The sequence below is a fragment of the Agrobacterium sp. A3-95 genome (assembly GCF_053521785.1).
The window spans coordinates 64,271-78,710 of sequence record NZ_JBNWDR010000007.1; the positions used below are offsets into that span (position 1 = coordinate 64,271).

The following is a 14,440-nucleotide window of genomic DNA, read 5'->3' on the forward strand; positions in this document are numbered from 1 at the left end:
AACGGGACCGAAAACGAATTGCAGAACATCAACACCGTCGCGGCTGCCTTGTCTGCAGCGCGACGGTCGGGAGAAACAGCATGGCAAGCAGCATTACTCTGGAAAAAATCGTCAAGCGGTTCGGCGCCTTTCCGGTCGTCCACGGCATCGATCTCAAGATCGAGCCGGGCGAGTTCACCGTTTTCGTCGGCCCCTCGGGCTGCGGCAAATCTACGCTTCTGCGCATGATCGCCGGTCTGGAGGAAATCTCCGAGGGTGATCTTCGCATCGATGGCGAAAGGGTCAACGAAACAGCCGCTTCCAAGCGCGGTATCGCCATGGTGTTCCAGTCCTATGCGCTTTATCCGCATATGAGCGTTTACAAGAACCTCGCTTTTGGGCTGGAGACGGCGGGTTACAAGAAACCGGAAGTCGAGGCGCGGGTGCAGAAAGCTGCCGATATCCTGCAGATCGGTCCGTTGTTACAGCGCAAGCCGAAGGCGCTTTCTGGCGGCCAGCGCCAGCGTGTCGCCATCGGTCGGGCTATCGTCCGCGAGCCGAAAATCTTTTTGTTCGATGAACCCCTGTCCAACCTTGATGCGGAACTGCGCGTGCAGATGCGTGTCGAAATTGCCAAGCTGCACCAGACGCTCGGCAGCACCATGATCTATGTGACGCATGACCAGGTGGAGGCCATGACGATGGCCGACAAGATCGTGGTCCTGCGTGACGGCCGCATCATGCAGGTCGGCCGCCCGCTTGATCTCTACAACAATCCGGCCAACCAGTTTGTGGCGGGTTTCATCGGTTCGCCAAAGATGAACTTCCTTTCCGCGAAAGTGGCTTCAGGCGACAGCTCCAACCGTACCATCGAGGTCGCCGGCCAGCGCATTCTGCTCGAAAAGCCGGTCGCGGCTGAGGAAGGCGAGCCACTCACTTTCGGCATTCGTCCCGAACACGTAAACCCACAGGCGCAATCGGCCTCGCTTGGCGATGCGTCCATCCAGCTCGTTGAACATCTCGGCGGCTCGACGGTGGTTTATACCAGCACCCCAGATGGCCAGCCCGCTACCCTGCTGCTGGACGGCCAGCGCCATATCCGCATCGGCGAGACCATTCCCTTTGCGTTTGATCTGGCGAAGACGCATCTGTTCGGGGCGGATGGGCGGCGAATATAAGAGGAAAAACCGGGGGGAGGAACAGACCTTCCCTTATTCCTGTGCTTGTCACAGGAGTCCAGCTGACGCGTCTGCGCGGCGATGAAATCAATCAGCCCAAAGACTTGGGCTGGCTGGTTCCCTATAGGGGGTACAGGGATGAGGGCAGTGGGCGGTTGTGATGGATAGCGAATTTTAGTCCGCCGCGTCGGTTTTCGATAAAAAACAAGCGGTTCTAAGAGCGGGCGAGAATCTCGCTCAGCACCGCCGCATCTTCCGAGAACTGGGCGACGTTGTCACCTTTGACGAACTCCAGCATCGCATAAGCCGGTTCTATCCAGTCGCTTGCTGGCAAGGCATCAACGCAAGCCCGCCAATAGTCCGCGCGCTCGCCGAGCGGCAGGCGGCTGGCATCGGCGAGCCAAGCGAAGACGTGCAGGTGGCAGATGCGCGAGCCGAGCGCGGATATTTCCGCAAGGGCGTCATCCAGCGGTAGACCTGGGGCTGGCTGCCAGTAAAAGAACAGGTTAGGCATCGGCAAATCCTGCATGAGCTGCAAGGCCGAGGGCAGCGTGTCGGTCAGCGAATTGGGGTGATATTCGAGGCCGATTGTCATTCCGTAGTCGTCTGCCCGCCGGGCAAGTGCCGCCAACGCGTCGGTTGCCGCACGGCGTTCCTCTGGTGAATAATCCGCGGATGGGCGTTTGCGGCTGCCGGGCCAGATGCGGATATGGCCGGTGCCGAGCGCTTTCGCGGTTTCCAGAACTGCGGTCACATCCTCCGGCGCAAAATCCGGTGCGAAAATGTAGGATCCGTAGGAAGAGACGGTAAGACCGGCTTTCACCGTACGCGCCGCCACATCCCTTGCATTTTCTAAGTCGCCAGGTGGCACATGGATATCGGCACCCCATTCTATCGCCTTGATGCCATTTGCAACGGCAAGGTTAATCACGGCCTGCGGCGTCATGGACCTGAAGGTGACAGAGCAGAGGCCCGGCTCGAAAATTCTCATGCGATCAGTTCCAGATGTTCCGGACGTACCTGCTGTTGCAATGGTTCTGCGCGGCAGAAGCGTTCGATCTCGGCAATCGCCATGTCGCCGAGCCGGGCGCGTTCAAGGCCGACGGCGCCGGCGATATGCGGCGTCAGGAACACGTTCGGAAGGCTGTAGAAAGGTGACTCTGGTGACGGCACTTCCGGATCGGTCACGTCGATGACGGCCTCTATGCGTCCGGTTTTCAGTTCCGCCAGCAGGGCGTCTTCGTCCACTAGCGCGCCGCGGGCCGTGTTGATCAAGGTCGCTCCGTCCTTCATCAGGGCAAGCGCATCGGCGCCGATCATATGCCGGGTTTGCGGCAGGGATGGCGCGTGCAGGGAAATGACGTCGCTTACCGCCATAAGCTCGCGGAGCGATACGAGACGCACACCGAGCTTTTGTGCCTCCACCGCGCTTAAAAACGGGTCGAAAAGGATGAGATCGAGATCGAAGGGCTGCAGCAGATTGATGACCCGACGTCCGATGCGTGACGCCCCGACAATGCCGACGGTCAGGCCGAGATTGCCGATGACCTGCGACTGCAGGCGGTCGACGTTTCGCCGTGCGCGATCCTCTCCGTAGATGCGCCGGAAACCGAAGGTACGCTTGCCGGACAGCAGGATCATTGCCAGCGTAAACTCCGCGACCGGCTGCGCATTCGCCTCGGCCGCGCTGCACACCGTAACGTTTCGTTCGAAAACTGCCTGGGACAGGAAGTATTTCACCGTCCCGGCGGCATGTGAAATCAACCGAAGGTTCGGCATCATTGCCAGTTCCCGCATGTCGATCTCGGGACAACCCCAGCCAGTCAGAAGAATATCTGTTCTCTCCAACTGGGCAGTCACAGCTGGGTCGTGAAAATCGCAGACCGGCCGGGTGTCGAGGATGTCGACGCTCTGCGACAGCTTTTCAAGCGCCTGTGGCGTCAGCACATGCTGCGTCCGCTCCGGGTCCATGGCAAGGCTGAGACGCGGACGCGGGCTCATCATTGCGGTTCTCCCGCCGCCGCCATACTGCTTACGGGAACACCGCGCTCAACAAACAGGCGGTCAAGCGCTTCCATGTCCGGAAGTGCGGGAACTGTCGCCAAAGCTGTTTCGCTTTCAGGTCCCGCCAGTCCCACAAAGACGGCGCAGGCGAGCAGGGTTTTGCCCGCTGGAATGTTGCCCCGCAATTGCGGCACCGTGGTTTTGGCATTGATGAGATTGGTATTGGGCAGCGCCTTCAGCGCCACGCCCTGGCGGGATGCGCTGGAGCCGAGATCGATGATGGCGGATATGTCGGTGCCGCAATCGGCCGTTGCCCGGCCGCTGTCTTCGGTCACCGCATCGCGGTCGCCATCGTTGCGGTTTATCGCAAAGCCGCCTTCGGTGACCAAAAGTGGCCGCGCGGAAGTAATCCGGTGCAACCGGATATGCCACTCTCCCGCGGCAACCAGCGTCGTTTCGACCTCGACATCGGGGAATGGGTTCCAAGTCGCTCGAAGATTGGTGCCAGCCAAGAGCACAGTGCGGTTGGTTTCGCGCACCCGGTAGTGGCGGCCATCTTCGGAAAAGGCCAGCATATTGTCGAAACCATTGGTCTTGAAACCGCGCTCGTCCACTTCCACGCCGAAAGCGTAACGCGAGGAATAGGCGAATTTGGCGTATTTCTCCGGCCCGCCGCGCATGGACAGGTTTTCCTGCCCACTCGTCAGCGCCGTGACGTTGCTCTTACTGCGCATCATCACCATGCCGGGATGAACGAGCGGCCGTGGTTTTGTGGATGTGTCTGGCAGCTTTTCCTCCGCCTGCCAGAAGGGGTGGCTTTCCGGCAAGGCGAGCGGCAGGAAAGCCTTGAAGGCCCAATAGGGCGAACCCGCCGAATTATAGCTTTCCGACATGGTCAGTTGCGGATAGGCGTAACCAATGGAAAGCACGCCGTCGCGGTCGGCAATCGGCTTTCCCGCCCACCAGCGCAGATGTTTCAGATAAAGCCCCTTGATCTCCCCCCAGGGCATCGCTTCCTCATCCGCGAAGGCGAGGGCACCCCAGAAGCCGCCGCAGGCGAAACGGTAGGTCATGGAGCGGCCAAAGGCCAGCGCGCCACCATCCTCATCGAACCAGCTTGCGAAATCCCCGGCAAACAGGCGGGCACGTTCCCGGTAACGTTCGGCGTATGCATCATCCGGTTTGCTGATTTTCGCGTAGATCAGCCCGTAAAAATGCATGGCGAAGGCGATGTAGTGGTCGATGCGGCGATAGTTGCCGTCGCGATACCAGCCGTCGGCGATGTAAAATCCGTCCAGCTCTTTCAGATATGTTTCGGTGAGGCTCCGGTCGAATTCGATACCGAGATGATCGAGCGCCGCATCGACCATCACCCGGAAAAACTTCCAGTTATTGTCGGCATAGATGCGCTCCCGCGCCGCCAGGAGATAATGGCGCACATTCGCCTTTTGCGCTTCGGACAAGGGTTCCCACAGATGTTGCGGCGCAAGCCGAAGCGCAAATCCGAGGGCGGCCAGTTCCACCAGCCGCTGATCCTTCTGCCGCACATCGCCCCAGTAATCGGCATGGGCGGGATCGGTGCCATTGGCGATGCCTCTGGCCAGAAGCGGCCAATGGGCGAAGGCATCGCCGCTGAGCGCAAGCGGCGCGATGCCCCAGAGTGGTCGCGCAAATCCTTCCAGATCGGCCGCTGCCCGGTCGAAATGCGCGGCCGTGCCGCTTAGCGTCACTCTTGCTCCGCTCTCTGAGAAATAGGGAAGCAGCGGTGCGAAACTGTCGTCTAATGCCCGTCTGACGTCGGCGCGGGTCTTGAGTGGATTGCCGTAAAGCGGATTGAAGCGGGTCATTGGATCATGGTTTGCTGGCTTATGCATCGCGCGCCGCCTTTCCCGTCTTTTTTGCTCGACCCGCGGTCTGTCCTTCCACAAGCTGTACACCCAGCTGAACCTGCCGGGCATTGGCCGATGGCTCCGCCAGCCGGCGGCGCATCAGCTCCACCGCCTCGCGGGCAATCTCGCGGCGGTCTACCCGGATTGTGCTGAGCCGGGGAGTGGAAAGTTCGGCGAAGGGCAGGTCGTCGAAGCCGATGATGGAAAGATCGTCCGGTACCCCGAGGCCAAGCTCTTGTGCTGCTCCCAGCGCGCCGAGCGCGATCGCATCGTTCATGCAGAAAATGCCAGTCAGATCGGGGTTTTTGGCCAGCAGCTGACGAACCGCATCACCGGCCTGCCCGAAGCCGCTATCCGCCGTGGAAAGCAGAAACTCCTCATAGGTGGCACCCTCTTCCTCGATGATAACCTGCCGAAAGCCCCGCATGCGCTCTCTTATGGTGTGACGGTGTTGCGGACCGATATAGGCGACCTTGCGGTGCCCCAGTTCCAGCAGCCGCCGCGCCGCCATCGCCCCGCCGTAAAAATTGGAGGGCGAGACGCAATCCAGCATCATCGAGGGATCGGCGCTATTGACGAGAACCGGTTGCAGCACACCCTGCGTGATGCGGTGGATGATCTCCTCTTCGGGGTCAAGGCCAATGGCGAGAAGGCCATCGACCTCGCAGACCCGCTGTGTAAGGGCTTCGTCGATCTGCCTCTGGTGCAGCAGCCGGATATCGAGTTCGAAACCCTCTGTCTGGGCAAGGCTGCGCAGCATGTCGAAAATATCGTGATAAAAGGCGCCGATATCGCCGGTCGCTCGTTCGGCGGACATGAGGGCGAGGATTTTCTTGCCCTCCAGCGAGATGCCGCCGGTCTGGCTGGTGACTGGCCGCAGCGGATAACCAAGTTCCGCCGCCACACCCAGAACCTTGGTCTGGATCGATGCGCTGATGCCTTTTTCCCCGGCGAGAACCCGTGAGACCGTGCTGATGGAAACCCCTGCACGCTGGGCGATATCCGACTGGCGCGGGCGGCTTATGTCGGGCGTATCGTTCATGTCGTCTCCTGCGCTTGCAAAAAATTCTATTATGATGCAAATATTGCAAATAATGAAAATTTGCAAGAATTTAAGTGATAAGTGAGAAATTTGCAAAACGCGGGAGGAGCAGATGCAAACTATCGATAGACGTGGATTTTTGGTGACGGCGGCACTGGCAGGTCTTGGCGCGGCGGCGGGCGGTTTCCGCGCGATGGCGGCCGAAACCCGGCTTCGTTGCGTATGGTGGGGTTCGGCTGACCGCAACAAGCGCACCAATGATGTGATTGCCCTCTACCAGAAGGCAGATCCACAAACGGTCATCAGCGGCGAGATGATCGCCGGTTCCGACTATTGGACCAAGCTTGCGACGTCCATGGCGGGACGTAACGTCGCCGATATCTTTCAGCTCGAGCCTTCCACCATTGCCGATTATTCCGGCCGTGGGGCCTGCATGGAACTTGACCAGTTTGTCGGCTCGTCGCTTGATCTTTCCAATTTCGGCAAAAGCGAAGTGGATCTTTGCCGCATCGACGGCAAGCTTTACGGCGTCGGTCTCGGGCTGAATTCGTTCTGCATGATGTATGATGCAGAGACGCTGAAGGAGGCCGGCGTCTCCGTGCCGAAGGAGCAGATCACCTGGAAGGGGCTGGCGGAACTGGCGCGCGATTTCAAGAAGAACGCTCCGGCGCGGCGCAATTATTGGGCGGTGCCCTATGGTGCCCGTTATCACTACGTCTTCGATGTCTGGCTGCGCCAGCGCGGCAAGCTCCTGTTCCAGGACGGCACCATCGGTTTCAACAAGGAAGATGCCAAGGAATGGTTCGCCTATTGGGAGGATCTGCGCGAGAACAAGCTTTGCGTCTCTGCCGATATCCAGACGCGCGATGACAATACCATCGAATCCAACGCGCTGACCCTTGGCAATTCCGCAATCGGCTTTGCCTATTCCAACCAGCTTGTCGGTTACCAGGCGCTCAACAAGAAGACGCTGTCCATTGGCATGCTGCCGGGTGAGGGACCGGGAAAACCGACCGGGCATTATTACCGGCCGGGGCTTATCTGGTGCATTTCGTCCACCTCCACCACTCCGGAAGCTGCGGCGAAGTTCATCAACTTCTTTGTCAACGATCTGGAAGCGGGCAAGGTTCTTGGCGTCGAACGCGGCGTGCCGCCGGCGAAGAAGGTGCGCGAAGCTGTGTTGCCAAGCCTCAACGAGACCGAACGCAAGACGGTGGATTACATCGAGAGCCTGTCCGGCAAGCTCGACACCTATCCGGAGCCTGCCCCCATCGGCGCCAATGAGTTCGACCGTGGGGTAATGCGTCCCATTGCCGACTCACTCGCCTTTGGCCGCGCCACTGTGGATGAGGCAGCGCAGAATCTTGTCGATACCGGCACCCGCACGTTGCGCAAGCGCGGGTAAGGAAAAAGAGGCAGCGCATGCGGTATCGAAACCGCCTGCGCTGCCTCCATTCGCAATCCTTCCTTGCGTGTCTGACTTTGAATATATCGACACGACAAACAATGCTGGACAGCATAAAATATTTAAGCCAGAAATTCTGATCTAGATCGCTAAATCTGAAGATTAGACAATGGCTCCCAATTTCCTACTTATTGACGCTGAAAAAGAATTCGATGTTTTGAAGGCGGCGGCGTCGCTGATCCGTGTGCAGATATTGAAGCTGCTGCACGAGGCCAACGGTCTCAATGTCAACGAGATCGCGCAGAGGCTGGACCTTCCCCAGTCCACCGTGTCGGCCGGTGTGACCGTTCTTGAAGAGGCGGGGCTGCTGCGAACCGAAACGCGCAAGGCGCGCAAGGGCAGCCAGAAAATCTGTTTTGCGACCTGCGACGAGCTTATCGTTTCGTTTCGAAGCCCCGAGACGCCGGCTGTATCCAACTACATTGCCGTCGCCATGCCGCTCGGCCTCTATACGCAGAGTTCGGTGACCGCGCCTTGCGGCATCTGTTCGCCGGAGGGCATTATCGGACTTCTGGATGTCCCTGATACCTTCATGGATCCCGACCGCATGAAGACTGCACTTTTGTGGTTCACATCGGGTCATGTTGAGTACCAATTCCCCAATAATGCCAAGATACAGGGGCGAAACGTCGAGGAAGTCGAGTTTTCGATGGAGGTCAGTTCCGAGGTGCCAGGAACGCACAGCAACTGGCCGTCAGACATTACCCTCTCCGTCAACGGCAAGGAGATCGGGGTCTGGACCTCGCCCGGGGATTTCGGCGACAAGCGCGGTACGTTTACGCCCGACTGGTGGAAACTGTCCGGCTCGCAGTATGGAATGCTTAAAACCTGGCGCATTACTGCCCAGGGAACCTATGTCGATGGTACGCGCATTTCCGATGTGACGCTTGCGGATATAGATCTGTCCAGCCACCGCTCAATCCGTCTGCGGATCGAGGTAAAGGCGGATGCAAAGCATCCGGGCGGGCTCAACATCTTCGGCCGGGGCTTTGGGAATTACGATCAGGACATCGTATTGCGTCTGCGCACCGCAGACTGATCGGGCCAATTTCATAAAGTATGATTTTCGCGGTTGACAGGCGCGGCTTCCATTGGCAACTATATTATGAAATATGGTTTATATCATATTTTAAGATATAAATGCGCATGGGAGGAGAGCCTATGAAAGCGCGGGTTTCAGTCCACCGGGACTTCCGGATTGGGCGTATCGACGATCGCCTATATTCCGCCTTCATCGAACATATGGGGCGGGCGATCTATGGCGGGATTTACGAGCCCGGCCATCCGCAGGCGGATGAAAACGGTTTTCGCAAGGATGTGCTGAAATTCGTCCAGGATCTAAAGATTCCGGCGATCCGTTATCCCGGCGGCAACTTCGTTTCGGCCTATCGCTGGGAAGACGGCATCGGCCCCCGTGACAAACGGCCCGTGCGGCTTGATCTTGCATGGCGCTCCAAGGAAACCAACCAGATCGGCGTCAATGAGTTCGCAGACTGGGCGTCGATGGCAGGCATCGAGATGATGCTCGCCGTCAACCTCGGTTCCCGTGGTCTGGATGATGCCCGCAACTTTCTCGAATACGTGAATTTTCCCGGCGGCACCGAGCTTAGCGACCTTCGCCGCAGCCACGGCGCCGAAAAGCCGCATGGCGTGAAGATGTGGTGCCTCGGCAACGAGATGGACGGCCCCTGGCAGATTGGCCACAAGACGGCGGTGGAGTATGGCCGGCTGGCAAACGAAACCGCGAAAGCCTTCAAGGGTTTCGACCCCACCATCGAGGCAATCGTTTGCGGAAGTTCCAACGACGGCATGCCGACCTATCCCGAATGGGAGCGCGAGGTGCTGGAAGAATGCTACGAGAATGTGGACCACATCTCACTGCATAAATATTTCGGCAATAACAGCCGCGACACGCTGAATTACTTCGGCAAGATCGAAGAAACAGGGCGCTACATTCAGACTATCGCCGGTGTCATCGATTACGTGAAAGCCAAGAAGCGCGCCAAGAACGATGTCTCCATCTGCTTCGACGAGTGGAATGTTTGGTACCATATCCGCGAAGACGACGGTAAACGCATCAAGAGCTGGGACTGGCCGGAAGCGCCTGCACTTCTGGAGGAGACCTACAATTTCGAGGATGCTCTCTTCGTGGCCGGGTTGCTCAACGAGTTCATCCGTCGCTCGGACAGGGTGCGCATCGCCTGCATTGCCCAGCTCGTCAATGTCATCGCCCCCATCCGCGCTGAAAAGAACGGACCGGCATGGCGCCAGACCATCTATTATCCCTATCAGTTCGCCTCGCTTTATGGTCGCGGCGTTGCACTGAACATTGCCGTCGATTGCCCGACCTACGACTGCAACGCGGCCGATGACGTCAAATATCTCGATGTCGCCGGCGTGTTTGATGAGGACGAGGGCGTGGTGACGCTGTTTGTCCTCAATCGTCATCTGACCGAAGCAGCAGAGCTCAATGTCGGTCTCACCGGCTTTTCGCCTGTGTCACTCAGCCTGCATCTTTCCATGGCGGGATATGATCTGAGGATCGGCAACGGTCCGGATCAACCTGACCGCGTCGTGCCGGTGCCGGGCAGCGGCATTGGTGTCGAGGATGGGGCGCTCAAAGGCTCCGTGCCGGCGCTGTCCTATCATGTTCTGCGCGTGAAGGTTCAGTGAGGCGGTGATGGGTGTCCGTCTCAGCAATATCGCCAAGTCCTTCGGCTCCTTTGCAGCCATCCGGGACGTTTCGATGGAGATTCCGACGGGCAGCTTCGCGGTTTTCGTGGGGCCATCCGGTTGCGGAAAATCCACCCTGTTGCGCATGATCGCCGGTCTTGAGGAAACCAGCGGCGGTCACATCGCCATCGACGAGCGCGACGTCACCGCTGTCGAGCCGGCGGATCGCGGCGTTGCCATGGTCTTCCAGAATTATGCGCTTTACCCGCATCTGACGGTGTTCGAGAACATGGCTTTCAGCCTGCGTCTCGCCCGCCGGCCGAAAGCGGAGGTGAATGAGAGAGTGGGGGAAGCTGCCCGCATCCTCCAGCTCGAGGACAATCTGCACAAGAAGCCATCACAGCTTTCCGGCGGCCAGAGGCAGCGCGTGGCCATAGGCCGCGCGATCGTGCGACAGCCGAAGGTGTTTCTCTTCGATGAACCCCTGTCGAACCTGGATGCGGAACTGCGCGTGCAGATGCGGCTGGAACTGACCCGGCTTCACCGCAAGCTCGGCGCCACGATGATCTACGTCACGCATGACCAGGTAGAGGCCATGACGCTTGCGGACAAGATTTTCGTGCTGAAGGGCGGCATCGTGCAACAGGCCGGTGCGCCGCTCACCCTTTACGACGATCCGGACAATCGTTTCGTCGCTGGCTTCATCGGATCGCCCGCGATGAATTTCCTTGCTGCCGACATCGTCGGGCAGCGGGACGGCATCGTTATGCTTGCGCCTGAAGGTGGTGAAAAGCACCTCGAAGCCCGGCTTTCGCATCCGGTTTCCCCCGGTCAGCGGGTCGAAATCGGCATAAGGCCCGAGCATCTGGCGATCACGCAAGAGGGTGCTTTGCCTGTCAATGTCGAGGTGGCGGAGGAGCTTGGAGACCTTTCCTATCTCTATACCCGAACGCGTGCCGGGAAAGAACTTGTCGTGCAGCGGCAGGGCTCGCGCGAGCGGCTGGATGGCCGGTCCGTCTCACTGAGTGCTTCGCCCGATCACATCATGGTTTTCGGCAGCGACGGCAAAAGGTTGCGATAGGCGCGAGGAGGCGCCTTTCGATGCAGTAGCAGACCGCCCCTTGAACGGGGTGTTTCCAACAAACGGGAGGAGTGAACGATGCGACTGATCAAGACATTGCTTGTTGGTACGGTTCTGGGCCTGAGCGCCCTGCCGGCACTGGCGAAGCAGGATATCGTCTGGTGGGACTTTCTGTCGGGCGGCGACGGCGTGCGCATGAAAGCCCTGATTGCTGCCTTCAACAAGGAGCACCCTGACATTCAGATCAAGGGAACGACGCTAGAGTGGGGCGTTCCGTTCTATACCAAGGTACGCACGGCGTCCGCCGTGGGTGAGGGGCCTGATGTCATGACCTATCACCTGTCGCGCGCGCCGCTCGGCCTTGATGAAAAAGTATTGAGCGAAATTACCACAAAAGACCTTGATGATGGCGGGTTGAAGACCAGCGACTTTTTCAGCGCACCCGTCGAAGCGGCAACCCACGACGGCAAGCTTTATGCGGTGCCGTTCGATATCCATGCCCTTATTCTCTATTACAACGCCGATCTTCTGAAAGGGTCTCCCTATCTCGATGCCGAGGGGAAGTTGACCGGTATCAAGACGATGGAGGATTTCGAAAAGGCGCTGGCCTGGGCGAAGGACAAGGGCGTTCAGACGCCGGTTACCTATCAGTCGGGTGGCGAAGCCGGTGTCTGGCGTGTCTTTTATACACTGTTCTCACAACAGGGCGGCGAGCTGGTCACCAATAACGAGGTGCTTGCCGGCGACAATGCCGAAAAGGCTGCCAAAGCGATCGATACCATGTCGAAATGGCGGGAAAACGGATGGGCGCCCGAGCAGGCGGAATATCCGGCGTCCGTTGCACTCTTCTCCGCTGGCAAATCCGCCTTCCAGCTTAATGGCGTCTGGGAAGTTCCGACCTACAAGGATCTGGAAAAGAACGGCAAGCTCGGCTTCAAATGGAGCGCTGTGGAAGTTCCGCCTTTCATGGGCAAGCGCGCCACCTGGGCGGATTCGCACGCCTTTGCGATCCCCAACCAGGGTGACAAGACCGTTTCCGGCGAGAAACGCGCCGCTGTCATGACGGTTATTGGCTGGATGGAAAAACACGCCATCAGCTGGGCCGATGCGGGGCATATTCCGGCCTATAAATCGATCACCGAAAGCAGTGAATACAAGGCGATGCAGCCGAATGCCACATATGCCTCGCTGGCGGAGGCGGCAGTGTTCGATCCGAAGACCACGATTACCGGAGTTGCCTCACCCGCTTACGATGCGGCGCTTAATATCATCGCTCCGGCCATCCAGGGCTACATGAGCGGCGCGGATGCGGTCGAGCAGATCAAGTCCGAGCTTCAGGGCAAGCTCAAGTAATCCGAGACTGCCCTCTGGCTGTCAGCCGGAGGGCAGCGTGCAATGCGGGAGGTCCCGGAGGCATTCCATGGCTATGATTGAAAACCGGCGCAAGAAGTCGCTGATCGCACTGTCGATGGTGACGCCATTCATCGTGGTCTTCGCCACGTTCTTTCTTTACCCCCTGATCGAGATGATACGCATCAGCTTCACGGATGCGCCGCTGATCGGCGATGGCAACTGGGTCGGCCTGCAGAACTACATAAAATTGCTGAGCGACCGCCTGTTCGTCACCTCGCTCAAGAATAACGGCTATTTCGTGCTGCTGACGGTGGTGCCAACAACGGTCATCGCCCTGTTGATTGCGCTTGCGGTCAGCCGATTGTCCGGCATCAAGCAGACAATCGCCATGAGCCTGTTTTTCCTGCCTTATGTCCTGCCGGTTTCGGTCGTCACCGAAATCTGGGCCTGGATGCTCGACCTACAGTTCGGCATTCTCCAACCGGTCATTTCGTTGCTGGCGGGCAAACCGGTCGCGGTTTTCAAGAACCCCAATTGGGTCATGCCGATGGTCGCTGTCGTCACCATCTGGTGGACGAACGGTTTTAACGTTCTGCTCTTCATTGCCGGCTTGCGAAACATTCCGACCGAGCTTTATGAGGCCGCAGCTCTTGATGGCGCAACGACATGGCAAAAGTTCCGGCGCGTCACATGGCCGCTTCTGTGGCCGGTGACCGCGCTGATCCTGACGCTGCAATTGATCCTGCAACTGAAGATATTCGACCAGATCTACCTCTTGAGCGGCGGCGGACCCTTCAATTCCAGTTTCGTGCTTCTCCTTAAGGTCTACCGGGAAGCCTTCCAGATGAACAATGGCGGTTATGCATCGGCCGTGGCGACCGTACTTTTCCTGTTGATCGTCATCGTATCCGTTCTCCAGTTCCAGTTGCTACGCATCCGGAGGAATTCATGAGCCTGACCAAAAGACTTGAGAACGTCATCCTGACCCTGCTGACATTTTCGGCAGCACTGGTATGGATTTTCCCGCTTTACTGGGGGTTCGTGACGTCGTTGCGCTCGGACGAGAATGTTGCGGGCAACACGTCGCTACTGCCTGATGAGTTCCAGCTTGGTGCCTATGTGAATGCCATCTTCAATACGCGGCTGTTGACCTGGTACGTGAATTCCATTGGCACCGCCGCGATCGTCACGGTCTCTGTGCTCATCATTTCGATGTTATGCGCCTATGCGCTGTCGCAGATCCGCTTTCCGGGACGGCGACTGCTCTATGGCATCGTGCTCGCGAGTTTCATGGTGCCCGCGCAGACGCTTGTCGTGACACAGTTCATCCTGATGAAGAACCTCAACCTCATCAATACCTGGGCGGGCATCATCCTGCCGCAGCTGATCACGCCAATCGTCATCATCGTCTACAAGCAGTTCTTCGACAGCGTGCCCAAGGAGATGCGGGAGGCGGTGGTTCTGGATGGTGGCGGCGAATACACGATCCTGTTCAAGGTGTTTCTGCCGCTGAACTGGGGCATTACGACCGCCATGGCGATCGTGACCTTCATTACGGTGTGGAACGCCTTCTTCTGGCCTTTCCTCGTCATCACGTCCGAAAACATGATGACGATCCCCGTCGGCATCACGCAGGTCAACGACACCTTCGGCATCGTTTATGCACGCCTGATGGCGATTGCCATGCTGGCGGCTCTGCCGGTCATCGTCGCCTACGTCATCTTCCAGCGGCGCGTGACGGAAGCCATCATGATTTCGTCCGGCGTGAAAGGGTGA

The 14,440-nt window shown here is 58.5% G+C and carries 12 protein-coding genes; 8 read left to right on the forward strand and 4 right to left on the reverse strand.

What is annotated here, in order from left to right; genetic code table 11:
• Positions 1–80 precede the first annotated feature (80 nt).
• Positions 81–1,157, forward strand: coding sequence for an ABC transporter ATP-binding protein (locus ACQZ5Y_RS18400; RefSeq protein ID WP_003517850.1), 1,077 nt, complete (start codon positions 81–83; stop codon positions 1,155–1,157).
• Positions 1,158–1,371: 214 nt separating this feature from the next.
• Here the strand turns inward: ACQZ5Y_RS18400 and ACQZ5Y_RS18405 are convergent, their stop codons facing one another.
• Genes ACQZ5Y_RS18405 through ACQZ5Y_RS18420 form a run of 4 tightly spaced genes read right to left on the reverse strand, consistent with a single transcriptional unit; the run spans position 1,372 to position 6,092 of the window.
• Positions 1,372–2,148 carry a sugar phosphate isomerase/epimerase family protein gene (locus ACQZ5Y_RS18405; RefSeq protein ID WP_038493790.1) on the reverse strand — a complete coding sequence of 259 codons (777 nt, stop codon included), beginning with the start codon at positions 2,146–2,148 and terminating at the stop codon, positions 1,372–1,374.
• Positions 2,145–3,161 carry a hydroxyacid dehydrogenase gene (locus tag ACQZ5Y_RS18410; RefSeq protein WP_038493786.1) on the reverse strand — a complete coding sequence of 339 codons (1,017 nt, stop codon included), beginning with the start codon at positions 3,159–3,161 and terminating at the stop codon, positions 2,145–2,147. Before ACQZ5Y_RS18410 ends, ACQZ5Y_RS18405 begins: the two co-directional genes overlap by 4 nt.
• The gene (locus ACQZ5Y_RS18415) at positions 3,158–5,035 is read right to left on the reverse strand and encodes a DUF2264 domain-containing protein (protein WP_174059968.1); all 1,878 of its coding nucleotides are present in this window, start codon (positions 5,033–5,035) and stop codon (positions 3,158–3,160) included. The genes ACQZ5Y_RS18410 and ACQZ5Y_RS18415 overlap by 4 nt, the downstream gene beginning before the upstream one ends.
• Entirely contained in the window at positions 5,028–6,092 is a 1,065-nt protein-coding gene (locus ACQZ5Y_RS18420; RefSeq protein ID WP_025595969.1) for a LacI family DNA-binding transcriptional regulator, read from the reverse strand. Before ACQZ5Y_RS18420 ends, ACQZ5Y_RS18415 begins: the two co-directional genes overlap by 8 nt.
• Positions 6,093–6,204: 112 nt before the next feature.
• On the opposite strand from ACQZ5Y_RS18420, the gene ACQZ5Y_RS18425 reads away from it, so the two are divergent.
• The 7 genes from ACQZ5Y_RS18425 to ACQZ5Y_RS18455 all read left to right on the forward strand — a co-directional run bounded on the left by ACQZ5Y_RS18425 (position 6,205) and on the right by ACQZ5Y_RS18455 (position 14,440).
• Positions 6,205–7,497 carry an ABC transporter substrate-binding protein gene (locus ACQZ5Y_RS18425; RefSeq protein WP_019566451.1) on the forward strand — a complete coding sequence of 431 codons (1,293 nt, stop codon included), beginning with the start codon at positions 6,205–6,207 and terminating at the stop codon, positions 7,495–7,497.
• A 169-nt stretch (positions 7,498–7,666) separates the two neighbouring features.
• Entirely contained in the window at positions 7,667–8,596 is a 930-nt protein-coding gene (locus ACQZ5Y_RS18430) for an ArsR/SmtB family transcription factor (RefSeq protein ID WP_019566450.1), read from the forward strand.
• Between the two features lie 122 nt (positions 8,597–8,718).
• Positions 8,719–10,230, forward strand: coding sequence for an arabinosylfuranosidase ArfA (gene arfA / locus ACQZ5Y_RS18435; protein WP_013761387.1), 1,512 nt, complete (start codon positions 8,719–8,721; stop codon positions 10,228–10,230).
• Positions 10,231–10,237: 7 nt separating this feature from the next.
• On the forward strand, positions 10,238–11,311 hold the full coding sequence (locus ACQZ5Y_RS18440; protein ID WP_019566449.1) for an ABC transporter ATP-binding protein: 1,074 nt from the start codon (positions 10,238–10,240) through the stop codon (positions 11,309–11,311).
• A gap of 78 nt (positions 11,312–11,389) precedes the next feature.
• On the forward strand, positions 11,390–12,664 hold the full coding sequence (locus tag ACQZ5Y_RS18445) for an extracellular solute-binding protein (protein WP_019566448.1): 1,275 nt from the start codon (positions 11,390–11,392) through the stop codon (positions 12,662–12,664).
• Positions 12,665–12,731: 67 nt separating this feature from the next.
• Positions 12,732–13,616: a carbohydrate ABC transporter permease gene (locus ACQZ5Y_RS18450; RefSeq protein WP_003517835.1), complete on the forward strand. Its 885-nt coding sequence runs from the start codon at positions 12,732–12,734 to the stop codon at positions 13,614–13,616.
• Entirely contained in the window at positions 13,613–14,440 is an 828-nt protein-coding gene (locus ACQZ5Y_RS18455) for a carbohydrate ABC transporter permease (protein ID WP_019566447.1), read from the forward strand. The genes ACQZ5Y_RS18450 and ACQZ5Y_RS18455 overlap by 4 nt, the downstream gene beginning before the upstream one ends.

Coding starts and splice junctions, on each gene's coding strand:
- ACQZ5Y_RS18405 (WP_038493790.1), bottom strand. CDS start 2,148: ATGAGAATTTTCGAGCCGGGCCTCTGCTCTGTCACCTTCAGGTCCATG.
- ACQZ5Y_RS18425 (WP_019566451.1), top strand. CDS start 6,205: ATGCAAACTATCGATAGACGTGGATTTTTGGTGACGGCGGCACTGGCA.
- ACQZ5Y_RS18450 (WP_003517835.1), top strand. CDS start 12,732: ATGGCTATGATTGAAAACCGGCGCAAGAAGTCGCTGATCGCACTGTCG.
- ACQZ5Y_RS18420 (WP_025595969.1), bottom strand. CDS start 6,092: ATGAACGATACGCCCGACATAAGCCGCCCGCGCCAGTCGGATATCGCC.
- ACQZ5Y_RS18445 (WP_019566448.1), top strand. CDS start 11,390: ATGCGACTGATCAAGACATTGCTTGTTGGTACGGTTCTGGGCCTGAGC.
- ACQZ5Y_RS18415 (WP_174059968.1), bottom strand. CDS start 5,035: ATGCATAAGCCAGCAAACCATGATCCAATGACCCGCTTCAATCCGCTT.
- ACQZ5Y_RS18400 (WP_003517850.1), top strand. CDS start 81: ATGGCAAGCAGCATTACTCTGGAAAAAATCGTCAAGCGGTTCGGCGCC.
- ACQZ5Y_RS18430 (WP_019566450.1), top strand. CDS start 7,667: ATGGCTCCCAATTTCCTACTTATTGACGCTGAAAAAGAATTCGATGTT.
- arfA (WP_013761387.1), top strand. CDS start 8,719: ATGAAAGCGCGGGTTTCAGTCCACCGGGACTTCCGGATTGGGCGTATC.
- ACQZ5Y_RS18440 (WP_019566449.1), top strand. CDS start 10,238: ATGGGTGTCCGTCTCAGCAATATCGCCAAGTCCTTCGGCTCCTTTGCA.
- ACQZ5Y_RS18455 (WP_019566447.1), top strand. CDS start 13,613: ATGAGCCTGACCAAAAGACTTGAGAACGTCATCCTGACCCTGCTGACA.
- ACQZ5Y_RS18410 (WP_038493786.1), bottom strand. CDS start 3,161: ATGATGAGCCCGCGTCCGCGTCTCAGCCTTGCCATGGACCCGGAGCGG.